This is a genomic window from Bacteroidales bacterium, from assembly GCA_017521245.1.
Lineage (GTDB): Bacteria > Bacteroidota > Bacteroidia > Bacteroidales > G3-4614 > Caccoplasma_A.
Genome location: JAFXDI010000001.1, coordinates 178,642 through 198,163 on the forward strand (window position 1 = coordinate 178,642; position 19,522 = coordinate 198,163).

At 36.9% G+C, this 19,522-nt stretch carries 12 protein-coding genes; 6 read left to right on the plus strand and 6 right to left on the minus strand.

Translation table 11 applies throughout. From position 1 onward, the window contains the following. Nucleotides 1-64: 64 nt before the first annotated feature. Genes IKK64_00755 through IKK64_00770 form a run of 4 tightly spaced genes read left to right on the plus strand, consistent with a single transcriptional unit; the run spans nucleotide 65 to nucleotide 4,624 of the window. A complete protein-coding gene (locus IKK64_00755; GenBank protein ID MBR4118590.1) occupies nucleotides 65-1,408 on the plus strand; it encodes a TolC family protein in 1,344 nt (447 codons plus the stop codon). A 38-nt stretch (nucleotides 1,409-1,446) separates the two neighbouring features. Next, nucleotides 1,447-2,646 (plus strand): efflux RND transporter periplasmic adaptor subunit, encoded by a 1,200-nt coding sequence (locus IKK64_00760; GenBank protein MBR4118591.1) that lies wholly within the window; start codon nucleotides 1,447-1,449, stop codon nucleotides 2,644-2,646. A 14-nt stretch (nucleotides 2,647-2,660) separates the two neighbouring features. After that, a complete protein-coding gene (locus IKK64_00765) occupies nucleotides 2,661-3,404 on the plus strand; it encodes an ABC transporter ATP-binding protein (GenBank protein MBR4118592.1) in 744 nt (247 codons plus the stop codon). Further along, nucleotides 3,404-4,624 carry an ABC transporter permease gene (locus tag IKK64_00770; GenBank protein MBR4118593.1) on the plus strand — a complete coding sequence of 407 codons (1,221 nt, stop codon included), beginning with the start codon at nucleotides 3,404-3,406 and terminating at the stop codon, nucleotides 4,622-4,624. Before IKK64_00765 ends, IKK64_00770 begins: the two co-directional genes overlap by 1 nt. A 76-nt stretch (nucleotides 4,625-4,700) precedes the next feature. Here IKK64_00770 and IKK64_00775 read toward each other — a convergent pair whose 3' ends face one another. Together IKK64_00775 and dacB are read right to left on the minus strand one after the other, a co-directional pair. After that, nucleotides 4,701-4,922, minus strand: a complete 222-nt coding sequence (locus IKK64_00775) for a hypothetical protein (protein MBR4118594.1) — start codon at nucleotides 4,920-4,922, stop codon at nucleotides 4,701-4,703. Between the two features lies 1 nt (nucleotide 4,923). Further along, a complete protein-coding gene (gene dacB / locus IKK64_00780) occupies nucleotides 4,924-6,297 on the minus strand; it encodes a D-alanyl-D-alanine carboxypeptidase/D-alanyl-D-alanine-endopeptidase (GenBank protein ID MBR4118595.1) in 1,374 nt (457 codons plus the stop codon). An 89-nt stretch (nucleotides 6,298-6,386) separates the two neighbouring features. On the opposite strand from dacB, the gene IKK64_00785 reads away from it, so the two are divergent. Together IKK64_00785 and IKK64_00790 are read left to right on the plus strand one after the other, a co-directional pair. Continuing rightward, nucleotides 6,387-7,481: an AI-2E family transporter gene (locus tag IKK64_00785; protein ID MBR4118596.1), complete on the plus strand. Its 1,095-nt coding sequence runs from the start codon at nucleotides 6,387-6,389 to the stop codon at nucleotides 7,479-7,481. Then, a complete protein-coding gene (locus IKK64_00790; GenBank protein ID MBR4118597.1) occupies nucleotides 7,478-9,013 on the plus strand; it encodes a sulfatase in 1,536 nt (511 codons plus the stop codon). Before IKK64_00785 ends, IKK64_00790 begins: the two co-directional genes overlap by 4 nt. A 45-nt stretch (nucleotides 9,014-9,058) precedes the next feature. Here the strand turns inward: IKK64_00790 and sprA are convergent, their stop codons facing one another. The 4 genes from sprA to IKK64_00810 all read right to left on the minus strand — a co-directional run bounded on the left by sprA (nucleotide 9,059) and on the right by IKK64_00810 (nucleotide 19,405). Further along, on the minus strand, nucleotides 9,059-16,567 hold the full coding sequence (gene sprA, locus IKK64_00795; GenBank protein MBR4118598.1) for a cell surface protein SprA: 7,509 nt from the start codon (nucleotides 16,565-16,567) through the stop codon (nucleotides 9,059-9,061). A gap of 48 nt (nucleotides 16,568-16,615) precedes the next feature. Then, complete coding sequence (gene ruvA / locus IKK64_00800) at nucleotides 16,616-17,197, minus strand: Holliday junction branch migration protein RuvA (GenBank protein MBR4118599.1); 582 nt, start codon at nucleotides 17,195-17,197, stop codon at nucleotides 16,616-16,618. 224 nt (nucleotides 17,198-17,421) lie between these two features. Further along, nucleotides 17,422-18,720, minus strand: coding sequence for a sensor histidine kinase (locus tag IKK64_00805; protein MBR4118600.1), 1,299 nt, complete (start codon nucleotides 18,718-18,720; stop codon nucleotides 17,422-17,424). After that, on the minus strand, nucleotides 18,704-19,405 hold the full coding sequence (locus tag IKK64_00810) for a response regulator transcription factor (GenBank protein ID MBR4118601.1): 702 nt from the start codon (nucleotides 19,403-19,405) through the stop codon (nucleotides 18,704-18,706). The genes IKK64_00805 and IKK64_00810 overlap by 17 nt, the downstream gene beginning before the upstream one ends. Nucleotides 19,406-19,522: the final 117 nt, after the last annotated feature.

The following is a 19,522-nucleotide window of genomic DNA, read 5'->3' on the forward strand; positions in this document are numbered from 1 at the left end:
TGCAAAAGTACTACAAAACTATTTTAGGACAAAGAATTAAGATAAAAATAATGTTATAAAAATTATGAATAAAGCTTTTTTAGTTACCCTAATCTCCCTCTTTTCGGCATTTTCTCTTATGGCGGAGGAGAGTAATGTATGGTCATTGAATAGATGTATCAATTATGCAATCCAGAACAACATTAAACTACAACAAAGTCGTTTGGCTTATGAGCAGAGCGATGTAGATGTAAAGATGGCACGAGCCGATATGTTTCCGTCACTCTCCTTTTCAACCAACCACAATTTGGTCAATCGTCCATTTGATGAGAATAGTAGCACAGTAAGCGGAAGTGAGATTATCTCAAGCGACCGCAAATCAACCTATAACGGAAGTTATGGAATAAATGCAAATTGGACAGTATGGAACGGAAACCGACGTCGCAATCTAATAAAACAGAGTAAAAGCGAACGCGAGATAGCAAGTTTGAATGTAGAGGAAGTAGAAAACCAATTAAAAGAGCAGATAACACAACTATATATACAAATATTGTATGCCAATGAAGCAGTTAAGATAAACGAGAATACACTTGAAGTCAGCAAAGCAACCCTCTCTCGAGGAGAAGAGTTGTATCGTGTAGGATCTCTGTCAAAAGTAGATTTATCACAACTCGAGACTGAAGTTGCAAACGATGAGTATCAGTTGGTAATGAGTAAGAATGCACTTCGCAACTATATCCTTGATTTAAAACAATTACTTGAAATACCGGGAACAACACCAATGGAGTTGCAAATAATAGAGTTAGATGATAGCGACGTATTATCTCCATTACCCAATCATGAGGAGATATATTTAGCCGCACTTCAATTACGCCCTGAGATAAAAAGTGGACAACTAAATATAGAATCTTCAAAATTAGACGTAGCAATAGCAAAATCAGGCTACTATCCGCAAATATCAATAAATGCCTCAACTGCGAGCAACACAAATAGTGCAAGTGCCGATAATTGGGCAACACAAATGAAACATGGATGGAATAATATGATAGGAGTAAACCTATCGTTACCACTATACGACAATCGCCAGACTAAGAGTGCAAAACAAAAAGCCGAACTACAATATAACTCAATACAGATGGAGATGGCAAACATACAAAAGGAGTTATATCAAACCATTGAAACAATGCGACTCGAAGCCGACAATGCACAACAACAATACATTGTGGCATCATCAAAACTAAAAAGTAGCAAAACAAGTTACGATATGATAAACGAGCAATTTACGCTCGGAATGAAAAACATAGTAGAACTCCTAACCGAGAAGAACAACTATCTATCAGCACAACAAGAGGTAATACAGGCAAAATATATGGCAATATTAGAACGAGTGTTACTAAACTTTTATGCAGGAAATCCAATAGAGTTATAAAAAGCAACCATATCAGAAAGTAATAAAAACAAAATATCATGAGCAAAAGTAAAAAAATCATCATCTCAGTATTACTACTTGTTATAGTAGCAGTTATATGGTGGATATTCTCATCACGCGAAGAGAAGAGTAAAGTAGAGTTCCTCACAACAAAAGTAGTTGTAGGTGAGATAGGAAGTTCGGTAACGGCAACAGGAACAATCGAACCAGTTATCGAGGTTGAAGTAGGAACGCAAGTATCAGGAATAATTGACCGCATATATGTCGATTATAACTCGGTAGTAAAAAAAGGGCAGTTGATAGCCGAAATGGATAAAGTAACCCTACAAAGCGAATTATTATCAACACAAGCACAATATGACGGAAATAAAGCAGAGTATGAGTACCAACAAAAACTCTATGACAGAAATAAAATATTACACGAAAAAGAGTTGATAAGCGAAACCGATTACGAGCAGAGTGCCTACAACTATCAACGAGCAAAAAGTGCATACGAACAAAGTTCCGCAGCACTAGCAAAAGCAGAGCGAAACCTATCTTATGCTACAATCACTTCGCCAATCGATGGAGTAGTAACAAGTCGAAGTGTGGAGGAGGGGCAAACAGTAGCATCAGGATTTGAAACTCCAACACTATTCACAATTGCGGCAGACCTAACAAAAATGGAGGTAGTAGCCGATGTAGATGAGGCAGACATTGCTAACGTAAAAGAGGGCGATTATGTAGTATTTCGTGTAGATGCATATCCAAATGATGAGTTTATCGGAGAGGTACGACAAGTACGATTAGGAAGTACAATATCCGACAAATCAGTAACCACTTCAACCAATACCGTAGTAACATATGAGGTTGTAATTTCGGCAGAGAACCCTGACTTAAAACTCAAACCCCGTTTAACAGCAAACGCCTCAATATATACATTCTTCAAAGACAATGTAATAATAGTACCCTCAAAGGCACTACATTTTACGCCAAATGCCGAGTTAGCAGTAGGATATACAATAGAAGATTGTGAAGCACCAGACAAAGTGTGGATATTAAAAGATAAAAAGTTCACAGCAGTACCAGTTCAAGTAGGACTAACAGACGGAATAAACACCGAGATCGTAGCAGGATTGAGCGAAGGCGATGAGGTAGTATCCGATATGGTATTTACTGAATTAGCACCTGCTGCAGGGGCATCACAAGAGCGAAGTCCCTTTATGCCACAACATCCGGGAAGTAAAAAGAAAAAATAAACAAACACTTCAATATGAGAAAAGTAATAGAACTCGACAATATACGTCGCGACTTTCAAGTAGGCGAAGAGGTGGTACACGCATTACGAGGAGTATCCTTTTCGATAAACGAAGGCGAATTTGTAACCATAATGGGAACATCGGGTTCAGGAAAGAGTACATTGCTCAACACATTAGGATGCTTAGATACTCCCACCAAAGGAGAATATTATCTCGATGGGATATCTGTCCGAACAATGAGTAAAAGCCAACGAGCAGTTTTGCGAAACCGAAAAATAGGATTTGTATTCCAGAACTATAACCTATTACCCAAAACAACAGCAGTTGAAAATGTTGAGTTACCACTAATGTATAACACATCGGTATCGGCAAAAGAGCGACGTAAAAGAGCCATTGATGCCCTTGTTGCGGTGGGGCTTGGCGACAGATTGGAACATAAATCAAACCAAATGTCGGGAGGACAAATGCAACGCGTTGCAATAGCACGAGCATTAGTAAACAACCCGGCCGTTATATTGGCAGATGAGGCAACAGGAAACCTCGACACACGCACCTCATTTGAAGTATTGGTATTGTTTCAGAAACTACATAGCGAGGGGCGAACAATAATATTTGTAACCCATAACCCCGACATCGCACGATACAGTAGTAGAAACATCCGATTACGTGATGGAAAAGTGATAGAAGATACCATAAATACAAATATACAATCAGCAGCAGAAGTTCTAAAAGCACTGCCTAAAAATGATGAAGAGTAATGAATATAACTAATCTCTTTAAAATAGCATTACGAGCATTAGCAAATAACAAGATGCGAGCATTCCTTACCATGTTAGGAATAATAATAGGAGTAGCATCAGTTATTGCCATGTTGGCGATAGGACAAGGATCAAAGATAAGCATCCAGAATCAAATCTCCGATATGGGAGCAAATATGATAATGATACATCCCGGAGCAGACAGACGTGGAGGAGTACGTCAAGATCCATCAGCAATGCAAACCCTCAAATTAGAAAATTTTGAGGCAATACGTCAACACTCAAAGTTGGTGTCAGCAGTAAGTCCCAACGTAACCTCATCGGGGCAACTAATAGCAGGAGCAAATAACTATCCCTCACAAGTAACAGGCGTAAATGGCGACTATCTCCACATCCGTCAATTAAAGGTAAAAGAGGGAATAATGTTCTCCGAAAACGACATCAAAACATCAGCAAAAGTATGTGTAATCGGAAAAACCATAGTAGACAACCTCTTCCCTGATGGCTCATCACCAATAGGCAAAGTAATCCGATTCAATCAAGTACCCTTCAAAGTAATAGGAGTGTTACAACCAAAAGGATACAATGCAATGGGCTTTGACCAAGACGCAATAGTATTAGCACCCTATACCACCGTTATGAAACGTCTGTTGGCGCAAACCTATTTAAACTCAATATTTGCATCAGCAGTAGAGGAGAAGTATTCGCCAATGGCAGTAGAGGAGATATCACAAATACTACGTAGGGAACACAATCTGCAAGAGTGGCAAGAAGATGACTTTACCATTCGAACACAAGAAGAGATAAGTTCAATGCTCAATACCACCACAACCCTGATGACAACCCTGCTTGCCTGTATAGCAGGAATATCTCTTATTGTAGGAGGTATAGGAATTATGAACATTATGTATGTATCTGTAACCGAGAGAACAAAGGAGATAGGATTACGAATGTCGGTGGGAGCAAGAGGAGTAGATATACTCTCTCAGTTCTTAATAGAAGCAATATTAATAAGCATAACAGGAGGAATAATAGGAGTATTGTTTGGATGCGGAATATCATTACTGATAAAATATGTAGCAAATTGGCCTGTTTTCATACAACCCTGGAGCGTATTATTATCATTTGCAGTATGTACGGTAACAGGAATATTCTTTGGATGGTATCCAGCCAAGAAAGCCGCAAACCTTGATCCAATTGAAGCAATCCGATATGAGTAATTAGAAATTAGTTTGTGGTTTCACCATAATTAGGAATTAGGAATTAACAAAGCATTTCTAATTCCTAATAAAACAACTAACAACTCTGCTTTACATACATATCGTAAAACCAGCCAATAACATTATCACCAATCTCATCGGCAACGTTCAACTCCATCATCAATCTACCAGCCTTATTTACAATGCTGAAAATAGCATTATACTCCTCATCGTTAGCACTATCGGGAGTAAGAGTTCTATTAATAAGAGCCTTAAGTACTCTATCCTCAAGTTCAGTAAGTTCAATTTTGTAATCCATATCAATTATTATTAATTAAATCCTCAATAAGTTCACCAATCTCGTTTTGAATATCTTTGCGACTACCCTTAAAGTTGTTTACCATAATAACAATAGAGTATAAACTGTTGCCATCATCGTAATATCCGGCATAACATTGTACGCCCTGCATACTTCCTGTTTTAAGAGAAAGATACTTAGCAATGGGCGACTCCTTCATAAAGTTCCTTACAGTACCCTCAGCCCCCACTTTGGGTAACGACATTCTAAAGCCATCGTTATATGCAACAGAACATAGAATCTTTGATAAACAATTAGGAGATATTCTATTTTTGGGAGAAAGCCCACTACCATCATACAGTGAGCAACCACGCATATCGATACCCATATCACACCAATAACGCATAATGCAGTTAATACCTCCATTAGTAGTAGCATCGCCACCTCTCACCAAACCGCACCATTTCAATAAAGTCTCAGCATAAAGATTATTGCTTTTGTGATTAGTAATTCTTACAATTTCTTGTAATATAGGAGAGTATATAACGCCTAATGCAATATTCCTATTGTTCAGAGAGATAGGTTTATTGTTCTCAATCCATTTACCTCTCGAAATAAGATAATTACGAAACTCCCTTTCAAAAACAACAGAAGGAGAGGGGATAGATCCCTTAAGTAAATACTCTTTCCTGTTACAAGGTATTCTTCCGTTCAATACTCTTATATTACAAAAATCCATACCAGTAATATAAGCACTATCCTTACCTTGGCCCTTAACCTCTAAGCGGTTAATAAATTCAAGTTCTGGCATCTGAGGAACACACCTCACAATATAGGCATTACTACCCTCACTACCACTGTTTATAAATAGAGAATATAAGTTGTCAATAAAATTAAAGCCATAACTCTCAGCCGCAAAGTAGTTACCCAAATCCTCCGCTAACCATGCACCACGTTCACCATTATAGGGGAATAGAGAGGCATCACAAACAATCTTGCCACAAAAACTTTTAATACCATTACGTTCAAGTATTGCAACAATATCCCCGAACACCCTCTCTTTTGAACTATCAATATAAGAAGAACCCAATGTAGGATCGCCACACCCCCTAATGATAAGTTTACCATACAACGTACCATTAATTATATTACCATTATAATCAATAGCCGTCTCAAACCTCTTTTGAGCAGGAATAACATTCAAAACAGTAGCAGTAGTAACAAGTTTAGTAACCGAAGCAGGAACAAGAGCCATATCTCCATTCCTTTCAGCAATAACCCTATTATTTTTAACGTCTACAATAGAGTAGCCAACTAAGGAGTTATCAAGTGAGTTCTGTGCCAATGTCGCAAAACAAAATGCAAAAAGAACAAAATATATAATTAAATGTTTCATAAAAATCAACCTTAAAATACAAAGGTAGTTATTTATATTTTAAAAAATGAAATTAAAAAACTACCTTCGCAAAATAAAAGAAAAATATTATGGAAGAGAGACGTCCTTACACATTCGACAGAGTAGTCAGAATAGTTATAATAATAGCATCTATCGTAGGAGTATTCTATCTAATAGATATCCTAAAAGGAGTGTTGTTGCCATTCCTGATTGCATGGTTAATGGCATACCTAACACATCCGTTAGTAAATTTCTTTCAAGTAAAGTGTAAACTAAAAAACAGAGTATTGTCCATAGCAGTAACCCTGCTATCCTTACTCTTGGCAGTAGTAGTAATCTTAACTGCGATTTTCCCCTTAATAATTGAGGAGGTAAATATGACAAAAGATTTAATTGTCAACTATGCCCATTCAATAAAAACAATAACAATACTTCCCGAATCGTGGCGAGACTATATTGTATCGCAAATTAATTGGGAGAACATATCACAAATAGCAACATTTGAGAATCTCAAATCGGTATTAAGCGGACTATTTTCGGGAGGAATATCAATATTATCAGGAACAACCTCATTGATAATGACGCTATTCGGACTATTTATAATTGTCCTATACCTAATATTTATACTATTAGACTATAAAGAGATACAAGAAGGATTTCGCTCAATGATACCCGAGAAATATAAAGCAACAGCAATATCAATAATTGATGATATAGAGACAAGTATGAATACCTATTTCAGAGGACAAGCAACAGTTGCCTTCTGTGTAGGAATACTCTTTGCAATAGGATTTTCAATCGTAGGATTACCTCTTGCAATACTTTTAGGTCTATTCATAGGAATGCTCAACATAGTACCCTATTTGCAGACAATAGGATTTGTACCTGCCATAATACTGACAATGTTACAATCAGCACAAACAGGCGAACCATTCTGGTGGTTGTTTATGTGGGTATTAGTAGTATTTATAGTGGTACAAGTAATACAAGATATGTTCCTCGTCCCTAAGATAATGGGTAAAGCGGTAGGACTAAACCCGGCTATTATATTACTCTCACTTTCAATTTGGGGAGCACTATTAGGTTTTGTAGGATTGATAATAGCACTACCTTTAACCTCCCTTTGCATATCATACTATCGCCGCTACGTACTTAAAAAAGAGGATAAAAAAACCGATAAATGAAGTTTACAAAAGGAATAGGAACTATAACCTTTTTATCACTTCTATGTGGAACTGTAGAAGCAGAAGAGACACAACCAAATATCATTCTATTTTTAGTAGATGATATGGGTTGGCAAGATACATCATTACCATTCTATTCTCACACAACACCTTTAAATGAACGTTATCATACGCCAAATATGGAACGTTTGGCTGAGATGGGGACTAAATTTACACAAGCCTATGCTTCAAGTGTCAGTTCACCTTCGCGATGTTCACTTCTTACAGGAGTAAATGCCTCTCGTCACCGAGTTACAAATTGGACACACAAAAAAGATACCCCAACAGATGAAGAGCATCCACAATTAAATATGCCCCAATGGAACATAAACGGAATACAGCCCCAATCTGGTATTGCCAATAGTTTTCCCGCAACATCATTTGTACAACTTCTGTCTCAAAACGGATACTCTACCATACATTGTGGTAAGGCACATTTTGGGGCAACAGATACACCCTCAGCAAATCCACAAAATTATGGCTTTGATATTAACATTGCAGGACATGCAGCAGGAGGGCTGGCATCGTATTTAGGACAAGAGAGATTTGGTCATAATGTCAATGGAGAGCCAATAAGTGGTTTTGCAATACCCGGGATGGAAGAGTATTGGGATAAAGATATATTCATAACCGAAGCCCTAACCCAAGAGGCGCTAAAAGCTTTAGATAAAGTTATTGAGAAGGATAATCCATTTTTCCTATATATGTCGCACTATGCCGTACATATTCCACTACAAGCCGATAATCGTTTTTTAGATAAATATCTGCAACAAGGATTAACCTACTCCGAAGCAGCGTATGCAACAATGGTCGAAGGAGTAGATAAAAGTTTAGGGGATATAATGAACTATCTTACAGAGAAAGGAGAGATAGAAAATACAATAATATTGTTTATGTCTGATAATGGAGGATATTCTCTACAAGGTAGAACACCTCCATTACACACCCATAATCAACCATTACGATCAGGTAAGGGGTCGGCATATGAGGGAGGAATAAGAGAGCCAATGATTCTCTATTGGAATGGAGTAACCAAACCCAACACCACCATTGAAGAGAGCGTAATAATAGAAGATTTCTTCCCCTCTATATTAGAGATGGCAAATATAGAGGATTATAATACCATACAAAATATAGATGGTATAAGTTTTATACCATTGTTAAAAGATAAGAGAATAAAAAACAAAAAACGCTCCCTTATATGGAATATGCCCAACAATTGGATTTCGGGCAATAATAGAGAAGCAGGAGTTGGCCCCACTTGTACAATCCGAAGAGGAGACTACAAACTTATATATTGGTATGAGGATGGCAGAAAAGAGTTATATAATATACATACCGATATAGGAGAAACTAAAAATTTGGTCAAAACTCATCCTTTAAAAACAAAGATATTAAGCAAATATCTGTCAAAAGAGCTCCAAAAATACAATGCACAACGTCCCTCATTCAAGAATACTGGAGAACTTTGTCCTTGGCCAGATGAAAAGTAGAATATCAATACAACAAGCGAATGTTTCTCATTTAATAACTGAATATTACTCCCTTCTTGATAAGTTCAATTGAACAGCAATACCATAACTAATATCAGTTGTAGGGTATGCAGTAGAAGATATAAGCGGAGTATTTATTTGATGATCATAGAATGCTTTAAGAGTAAGCATACGACTAACTGCATAATTCGCTGAAATCTTAATAGAGAACGTTTTAGCGCCCGATGTTGCTTGAGTTAAGTACTCCTCAATCTTACGAATTAACGCAGTAGAAGTTCTGTACGAAATATCTGCTTGAAGTTTAAGATCGCTACTGAAACCACCAGCATTACGAGACCCACCCTTACCAAACTTAAAGTTTACGAAAGTATAGCCAGCACCAATAGAAAGTTCTCTTGATGAAGACTCAACAATCTGTCCCGATGAAGGATTAAGAGTAACAGTTCTGCTATCTTTATAAGAAGATCTTACAGAAACACTATTTCTCAAAGTCATATCAATACCCAACAGAGGATTGAAACTTTCAGTTAAAACAACCGAGCCAATATCGTATGGCGAAGAGGGAAGAGGAGCACCAGTCTGCTCATCTTTAACAAAACCATAACCATCTCCAGCATCAGCCCAGTTTAAGAACGAGGTAAATGAGCCCACACTATAAACGCAGCTATAAGCGTGAGAGAAAGTAAAACTCTTAAAGTGTTCTTTCATCTTTTTGAGTTTACTCAAACCATCGTATGTAATACGCCAGTTAGGAAGGATACGCTTCATACTTGGGAATGCAGTAAGTTCAATAGATGAAGCATCTCTTCCGGTATATGCCGCAATAAATGCAGGAATCATAACATCCGAAGATGTCTTCTTTACACCACCATTCTTAGTATCATAAGGTTTACCGTTAAGCATCTTATCGTTAATAAACTTAGCCGAAGGATATTTAACACCTTTATAAGCGTTCTCAATTCTACCCGCAACAATATCTCTATAAGCAAGGAAATTATCAAAATTATCCGATTGATAACCCTTATCAGCATTCATGCTTTTGAATATACCTTGCATACCAACAGTAGTCATTGAGAAGTTACCACCGCGAGATGTAGGTCTTCCGTCAAACATAAACTGAATTTGGTTATTGTTGCTCTTTGAGTAAGTTGCAGTAAGAGTAATTTTTAATCCTTTAATAGGCTCAACAGTAGCATCAACCATCAAATCTTTCGAAATCATTGCAATGGCAGGAGATACCAACGAAGAATTATTTGTAATCAACCACCCCTTATCAATAGCCTTATCAATATAACCCTCACCAGGCATACCAAAGGCAAAATCAAGACCTGGAGACAACGAACTAGTAGCAGTATTTTGTCCCAATATATCCGACACACCAGGAGTAAACGAAGGTAGTGTCATAGAACTTGTCTGCTTATACTGTACATTAACATTACGCAACATCATAGCAAAACGAGCAAGGTACTCACCGGTCTTGTACAACTTACTATCCTCTTTGTTGGTAGCAGGAACAGTTCTGCTAATCTTAACAGTAATATTAATAGAGTCTAAGTTATTAATGCGTATGCTGTTTTTGTTAATAGTTTTGTATTTTAAGGTATAAAGTTTACCCTCGTTAGTACGTCCTACAATACGTAACTTCTTGGTATCTAAGTTGTGTTGTACAACAATACCACTATCTTTCGATAGAGTAATCTTCTGTTCAAAACTATTTTTGTTTGCACTCTTCTTAGCGGCAGCCGATGATTTTGAACTACTCTTCTTCTTAGAACTACTTCTTGAGCCTTTTGAAGAACTTGAGAATTTACGGTTAACCTCTTTCAAATATTTCGATTTATTATAAAGAGTTTCAAAGTTAAATTTACCGGTGACACCAAGTTGAGCATTATTGCTGATTGTATTACCAATAACAGTATTTTCGTCAATAAAAGCACCTCTATCCCAAGTATATGTGGCGGCGTAAGAACCTTGTAAGTTAATCCAATCCAATATAGGGCTCTTTGAAAGAGGAAGAGTTATCGATGCGTTAAACGATTGATTATATTTCCAAGGAGTACCAAGTTTTAGAATACTTTCGGTAACAGTATCTTTCCACGCCTTAAACTCATCGGGGAATAGAGCTTTATTAACGACACCCGAAGGCTCATCAATATGAGCATTAGTCATTGATGAGAACGAAAGATTAGTACAACGAAGTATGTTCCATTGAATAGAGAATTGTCTATCCCAGTAGAAGTTCTTATTAACCGATACAGGAATTTGAGCAGTAACGTCATTCTCTATATTACGCTCCTGTTGCTCATTGTACATACGCGAAATATTTGTTGCGAAAGTAATTGAGTTTGGAACATAATTAATAGCCATCTCTTTGAAAGTATCAAGATGTTTTGATTTACCTTTCAACTTCTCAAAGGGTTTCCAAGGCTTAACAAAAGGAGTATATGCGTAATTTAGATTAAACCTACGGTCTCTTGAATTTTCGAATGTGCTTGTAATAGATTGATTATCTTGTTTATTACAAGAGTAACTCATAGTTAAGTTTGCAGGGTCCCAAGGCATTGGATTCTTACTTTGAATATCAAATTTAAAACCAGTAAGACTAAAGTTACGAGAGCGAGACCTATCTAAAACAATATTTTTAATTGAGTCCCTCTCTGTTTCAGTAGCACAAGCCTCCAAAGCATCACTCATCAAAACATCTTCATCCAAAGGATTATATTTAGGCATATTTCTCTCCTCAAAGTATGAGTAATATAGAGGAGCTTTAAGTTTGACCTTTTCAGGGAGGAATCTACCGGCATCAATAACAAACGAGAAGTTATATTGATAGTAATCTTCTAATCTTCGTTCATTAAGAGTTTGGTCAACACCACCAAAACCAGCAGTCTCAATATGAGTACCACCAGCAATAGTGGCAAGGTCCGAGATATTAAGATTAGCATCTGCTTTGAATCCCCAACCGCCATCTTGTTTAAAACCAGAGAGACGTAACTCGTTAACCCATACAATAATATCTTTTGTAGTAGCCGAGTTGTTTCTAATACCAATAACCACCGACTCCATATTAGATATAGATGGATTACCAACCACAGTAACGCGGTTAGTCTTCTTCTCAGGGTCATATATTGAGTAAGGATTACCAAACGAAACACCTGCTTCGCCTCTCGATTTAGCACTGTTACGTTGTTTTTTAGCCTCAGTAAGTAATGCCAATGGGAAGTCAATCATATTACTCTCAGGCCAAACCGCCTCTTGGTCGTTAGTATTGTATGTGTTGTAGTTACCTTCTGGTGTAAGTTTAAGAGGTACTTCATATTCATAATAGTTTGAACGGATATCCGAGCCAACCCTTATAAACACCGAAATCTCACCATCCTTCAAACTTGTTTTATCATCAATAAGTTTTTCAGCGTGAACAAACATTTGTAATCTCTCATAGTTTCTCACATCCAAGCCCGAAGTCTTATATATGGCGCGAGCATTCTTTGAAGGGAGGTTAGTAACCTTCAACGAAATAGATTGCTCATTAAGTTGAGTAATTTGCGATTGGTCAGGCGAGATAATACGAGTAACACCCGGAGGAAGAACATAGTTTACAGGTTTTTGACCAGCATTCTCCTCAATATTAACAACCGAAACATCCAAATCTCCTTCAGCGGGTAGGGTAGTACCACCACTCTTATCATCATTATGGAGTCTCAAGTTATAACTACGCCAATCACCTCTTACAAGTTCCAATGAAGCAAGGCGAAGGTGAATCTCCTTTTTGAAACCAGTCATAAACATACGAGCAAAACGTATAGTCTTAAAGTCTTGAATAGAACCAACTGTTTCGCGAGGCATGTGGCTGCCATCACCAGTAACCTCTTTCAAAGGAATTTTAAACTGATACCATTTAACAGTAGTACTCTCTCCGTTACGAAGAGTAACAGCACTCTCTTGTTCAGCAGTAATATAGTTCCTGCCAACAACAAGATCTTCAGGAGTAATTTTTATACCATATTGGTAATATCTCTCATACTCATCAAGAGTATTATCTTGGTTAATATCCTCAACATCGGGAACACTCTTTGAAGATTGATACTCAGAATCCTCTGCATCGTCAGGAGAGTTAGAGTTAGCTTCAGTACCATTATATCTTTTATATCGCTCTAATATTGAGTATTCAGCATCATCGTAATCAGCACCTCTGTAAAAATGATAATTATCACCAGCGGGGTCATTAAATGGAGAGAATTGGTCGTATGAATATCTCTGTTGAGTCTCTTGAGATAGAACCTGTCTAAGTCTATCAACGTAGTTTTTGTATTCGCCAAAATTTCGTTCCTCTTCAGAAGATAAACCATCCAGACCAACATCCTGTTTCGCTCTTCCCTCAGAATTGTTATCAAAAGCGTAAGTAACAGACTGCTGACGTGATACCTTACCCCAAACGGTATTTTCAACCATATCGTTGTTCCCGTCTGTTGGCAAACCATTCTCGAACGACTTTTTACCATCTTTAAGAATATCCTCCGAAATCTCACCAAAGTTAAAGTATAGATAACCACCATTATTTTTGTCGTAGATAAATGGATCTAACATCCAGAATTGCAAATATTCAATATTCGCTGACTCAAAATCGGTGTTGTCCATCTTACGCATAATACCACCCCAACGCATCTCAGGATTTTGTAGTGAACCATCGGGGTTAATATTTGAAGCATCCAAAGAGTAAGGACCACGCTCTGTCGGGTAGAACGATAAGTTCAATACTTGAAGCAAAGAAGACTCGCCATAACTCAACTCCCTATTAGGAAATACCTCCGAAGATTGCACCTCTCTAACGTAGTGGTTCGAGAGTTGGTCAAGGTCATTCTTTATATGAACAGGAGTTAAATTAGAGTTCTTTTGAGTAAATAACCTGTCAATATAATACCATGCAAACAATGCTCTGTTTTTACCGTATGCAATATCGTTCGATAATTTAGACTCTGGGAACATTGAAGGAGTTGAAGCCAAGTTCCAAGCGTAAGGTAATCTAATATCGTTCTGTGATTGAGAGTATTCAAAGTCATCAATATAAGATACCGCTTTCGATTGCTTAGTAGAAGGAATTAGCTGAGCAAACTCTGCATTAATAGTAAGTTTTGAGGGTGCAGTAGCATTAACCGTAGGAATCTTGTTAAACAGATTAGTAAGCCATTGAAACTCTGTAGTATATGAAGTGTTGACACCCCAAATAGTATTATTTATAACCTCGTTACCAACGGTAAGTTTCTCGGTTAAAGCCTTTTCTCCCATGTGCATAATAGTAGCACCAACTCTAAAGTTTTTAGTAAAGTCGTAGTTAAGGTCAAGACCAACAAGTGTCTTCCGTTGCATATTAAACATCTCCTGACTCTCAAGAGAAACCTTAATGTTACCAGCATCGGCATAACCCTGATTAATGATGGTAACAGTACCCATTGTATAATCAACAGTATAGTCAACATTCTCAACAAGAGTAACACCACCAGCAGTAACCTTAACCGATCCTCTTGCAACATTCATAGAGTTAAGCTGAATAGTATTACCCGATGAGGCTTTATATTCTCCTTGAAGAGTAAACTTGTTCTTATCGGTAAACTGACGAGCAACAGTTTGAGTAGAGTCGTAAAGTTCCTGATATATATACTTATCAACATCAGGAACAGAACCACCAATCATCTTTTTCAAGTGCGAACCAAAAGGCTCAAGAACTGGGAATATAATCCTTCCCTTATTCGATGTAACAGTATAACCCTCAACGTAGTCAAACACACCATCAGGGTTAGGTTCATCCTTAGAGTCTAACCTGTCAAGGTTCATAACTTTAATAAGTTGTTTACCCTTAATATCCCCTAAACTCATATAAGTTACCTGAGTTCCCGAAGTATCGTTACGGAAATAGATCTGCAATTTAAACTTATCCTTTTGAATTTGATATGCCTCAAGCGAGTAGATGTTTTTCATCATCAAATCCCAAATAGGTTCCGAGGTCATAACGGTAGTAGATTTAAGCATCTTAACAATCAAACTCGAAGAGGCATCACTAATGTCAGCCGCAAACTCTCCCACCTGAAATACCTCTCCATTTTTAGTATATTCGTATGCAACAGCAATAACCTCATCAGCATTTATGCGTTGATTAAGCGAGATATATCCCAATTGAGTGTTAATTGAGTATTCACTTGCTTCAAGACGTCTTGCACTCTCAATCTTAACATAATCCTTACCACCGCTAATACCATAACTCTCAAGCGGAGCAAGAACTTGTCCAACAAGAGAAATATTACGAGCATCAGGATATGAATTTACAATCTCTTTGTAAAGAGTATTAGCATCATTAGCAGGGTTAGCATAACCAGTTGCTTGCCAGTGAGAGTTTGAGATATGCTCTTGTTTCTCCTCTCCCAAATCAGCAAAAGCAATAAGGTTGCGAGTATTACCATAACTGCTTTTTTTGTTGGTAACCCACACCTCTATGCGGTTGATAGTAACACCCGAAGAGATAAAAGGAAGTTTAGCAACACTTGTCTCGTAGTTGTCGCGGAAGTTGTGAGCAAGAAAGAAGTGTCTGTTCTCATCATACTTATCAACACCCATTGTAAACTCGGTAAGTTGAGCGCCATTCTTTGAATTAACCTGTTTTGATTCAGCCTCTTGTTGTGAAGCCAAAGCAGTTAAAGTAAGTTTACCAAATTGAAGTTGAGTTTTAATACCAAACAACGAAGTTCCTCCTTGAATAAGAGAAGAGTTTGTAGTCATGCTTACATTACCCGCTTCAATACTCTTAATTATTTGATCCTCTTCACCCTCGTATTTTAGGTTAAGTTTTTGAGAGTCAAAACTAAAAGTAGCATCTGTATTGTAGTTCATTGAGAAGTTCAACTTATTACCAACCGAGGCCTTAATGTTAGCCTGAATCTTCTCATCAAAATCAAAGTAAGTCTTTCTCCTTGCCTCCATTGATAGAGCAGGGTTGTCAGTTTTGTTAGTTTTGATAGCCATCTTCAGTTCAGCCGATCCTTGAGTAGTAATTCTCACACCACCGGGGCCAAACACTTTATCTAAAGGACCAAGGTTAAACTGCATATCAAAGATATCAAATTTCTTCTTGCCACCCTTAATATTCTCGTTATTCTTCTCGTGGTAGTATGCCTGCATTGATTTTCTTAAAGAGTAGTCGCCATACTCTTTAGCAGTAAGCATCATAGGAGTAGAGATCTCCATATCCGCAACACGAGTTTTCATAATATAACACCCAGTTATGGGGTCATACTCAATCTCTGATTTAACATTATCAGGAGTCTTTAAGTCGGCAGGAGCAACAGTCTCTAAATCTTTGTACTCCTCAATAGTAGTTTTTTTAACAGAAAATCTTGGTTTTTCATGTTTTTGAGGCTGAGGGGAGGGATTAACCGAGATAGTATCGGTCGAAATAACCTCTTGAAGTTCGTTAACTCGATTATATGCAGCAAAAGCAGAATAGCATCCTATTCCGCTTATTGCCAATATTGTGAATATAATCAGTAATCGAATCTTTTTCATTAAAACCGCACCTCTTTTGTTAATTACTACAAAAGTGGAACGGATTGTTTATAAGGCTTTTAGAGCCGCCTTGATAAGTTCTTCCACTTTGTAGGCAGGGTTCTCTTTTGAGATTTTTTGCACCACTTTTTTTGCGGCAGGTTGAGGGTATCCCAACATAACCAAAGCAGCAATAGTCTCCTCTTGAACCTCTTGTTCTTCACGCGTACCTATAATAAACGTAGAATCACCCACTTTTATTTTATCTTTAAGGTCAACAATTATTCTTTCTGCAGTTTTTGTGCCAATACCTTTTACATTTTTGAGCAAACCAACATTACCAGAGGCAATTACATTTTCCAATTCAGAGGGGGTAAAAGACGATAAAATTATACGGGCAGTATTAGGACCAACACCCGATACAGAGATTAGTAAAATAAACAACTCTCTCTCTTGTTTTTTTACAAAACCATATAGCAGATGAGCATCCTCTCTAATAGCCTCATAAATATATAGTTTACACTCTTCACCCTCTTTTAGAAGGGAGTATGAAGTAAGCGAAATATTAACATCATATCCCACGCCATAGCATTCAATAACAGCATTAGCAGGAGTAATTTCTGTAATCTTACCTTTAAGATATTCAATCATAATTTTTTGTAATTATTTGATAATATTTAATCACTTTACAAATATACGATTAAGCGAGCAAAATATAAAGCATGCTTTAATATTTTACAGTGAGCGGTAGTATTTTCGCAGCAGTTTCTATTGCAAAAATACGATTAAGCGAGCAAAATACAAAGTAAGCATTAATATTTTACATCAAGCGGAAGTATTTTGCAGTTTATTGCAAATAATGTATGAGCGAGATATTACACGTTACTTTGTTTGCATAAGGTAAAATCAAATCTCAATCCTCCATCAGGTCTATTGCAAACACTAATTCTTCCTCCATGAAATTGAACAGCGTGTTTAACTATCGCAAGTCCCAGACCAGTGCCACCCTTTTGTCGTGAACGTCCTTTATCAACACGATAAAATCTTTCAAACAATCTAGGTAGTTGTTCCCTGTTAACACCCTTGCCATCATCCTCAAATCTAATATGGCACATTTTATCATTGTTCTCAATCAATGATATATAGATATTTTTACCTTCCGAATAAGCAATAGCATTTTCGGTTAAGTTACGGAAAATAGAGCCAATAAGAGAAAGATTTCCATTAATGCGAACCTCGCTACTGAAATTTGAATGAAGAGTTATTCCTTCTTCATCGGGAAGAATATCCAATTCATTCCCAATTTCATTTATTATATCGTTTATAATAACAGGCTCTTTATTTATCAAGGCACTTCCGTCCTCCATTCGTGTAATAAGAGAGACATCATCAAGGAGTCTGCGAAGACGCACATTATTGGAATAGCATCTACCTATTAACTCCTGTCTTTTTTCATCACTTAAACTAATTCCCGAGAGTAAGGTTTCAAGGCAAACCTGTATCGAAGCCACAGGCGTTTTCAATTCGTGATTGATATTGTTTGTGAGTTGTCGTTTAATGCGAATACTCTCTTGTTCTGCCTCATACCTATTCACTCGTTCAATATCTTTACCGAGTTTGCGAGTAGAGAAATATGCTATCACGCTCATTAATAATGCAATAGAAATCATAACAACCAAAAACGACCAATCTGTAGCCAATAAGTCCTGTAGAGTGTTAGAATAGGGTATAGCCGTACGAACGATAACTCTTTCGCCGTATGTGGCAGAGTAGAAATATTCTCTACCATCACTTGTTGATTGTCGTCCTATATGGTAGCCTGAGCCTTTATGTAAAGCATCAGAAATCTCAGGCCTGTTAATATGATTATCAAGAGAGTCGGTAGAAATTGTATTGTCGTATATTACTGCACCAGACTTGGTTATAAGAGTTATTCTAAGATCGTTAAAAGGTTTTTCGTGACTATTTATATATTCATTGTAATCTTCGCCATCTTCAATAGCAACTAAAAGATGTCTGTTGAATTGTTGCAGTTGAGCATTCAGGAACTCTGACTTATACTCCTTTTCTCTTATATATTGATAGCCAATAAAGCATACCACCATAACCCATGAAAAAATAATGAGTTGCAAAAAGAGTTGTTTATGAAAAGATAATTTAGTCGCGGAAGCCATAACCAAAACCAGAACGAGTAACTATATAAGAACCATATTCACCAATTTTTGAGCGTAGTCGAGTAATGTTCACATCAATAGTGCGGTCAAGCACTATCACCTCATCACTCCAAACTCTACTTAAGATCTGCTCTCGAGAGCAAATTTCACCTCTGTGGCGTATTAAATAAGCCAATAATTCAAACTCTTTTTTTGCAAGTTTAACCTCAGTACCATTTACTAAGCAACGTTTAAAACCCAAATCAAGAGTTAATCCTTCAACTTGTAGTATGTTATTTTTTTCAATAAAGTTATTACCGGTATTTTTACTAGAAGATGTTCTACGTAAAACACTCTTTACACGGGCAATAACATTTCTAATAGTATAAGGCTTCACAATATAATCATCTGCACCAAGATTTAACCCCATAATCATATCATCTTCACTATCTCGTGCTGTGCAAAAAATTATAGGAATCTCAGAAGTATTTAAATCGGCTTTTAACATTTTAGCCATTTTTATACCGCTGATTTCCCCCATCATAATATCAAGAAGAATAAGAGAATACGATTGTAAATTTAAAGTTAAAGCCTGTTCTGCGCTATAAGCAATATCCACCTCATAACCCTCATTTTCAAGATTTAACTTCAGAACTTCGCATAGAGTCTCTTCGTCATCAACTATCAATATACGATTTGTAGCCATAATCTTTATTAATAAAATTATTTCACAAAATTATAGAGATTTATTTAATCTACTGCACCCGATAATCAGATTTAATAAAAATGTAACAATTTATTGAATTTACGATTTAATCAAACC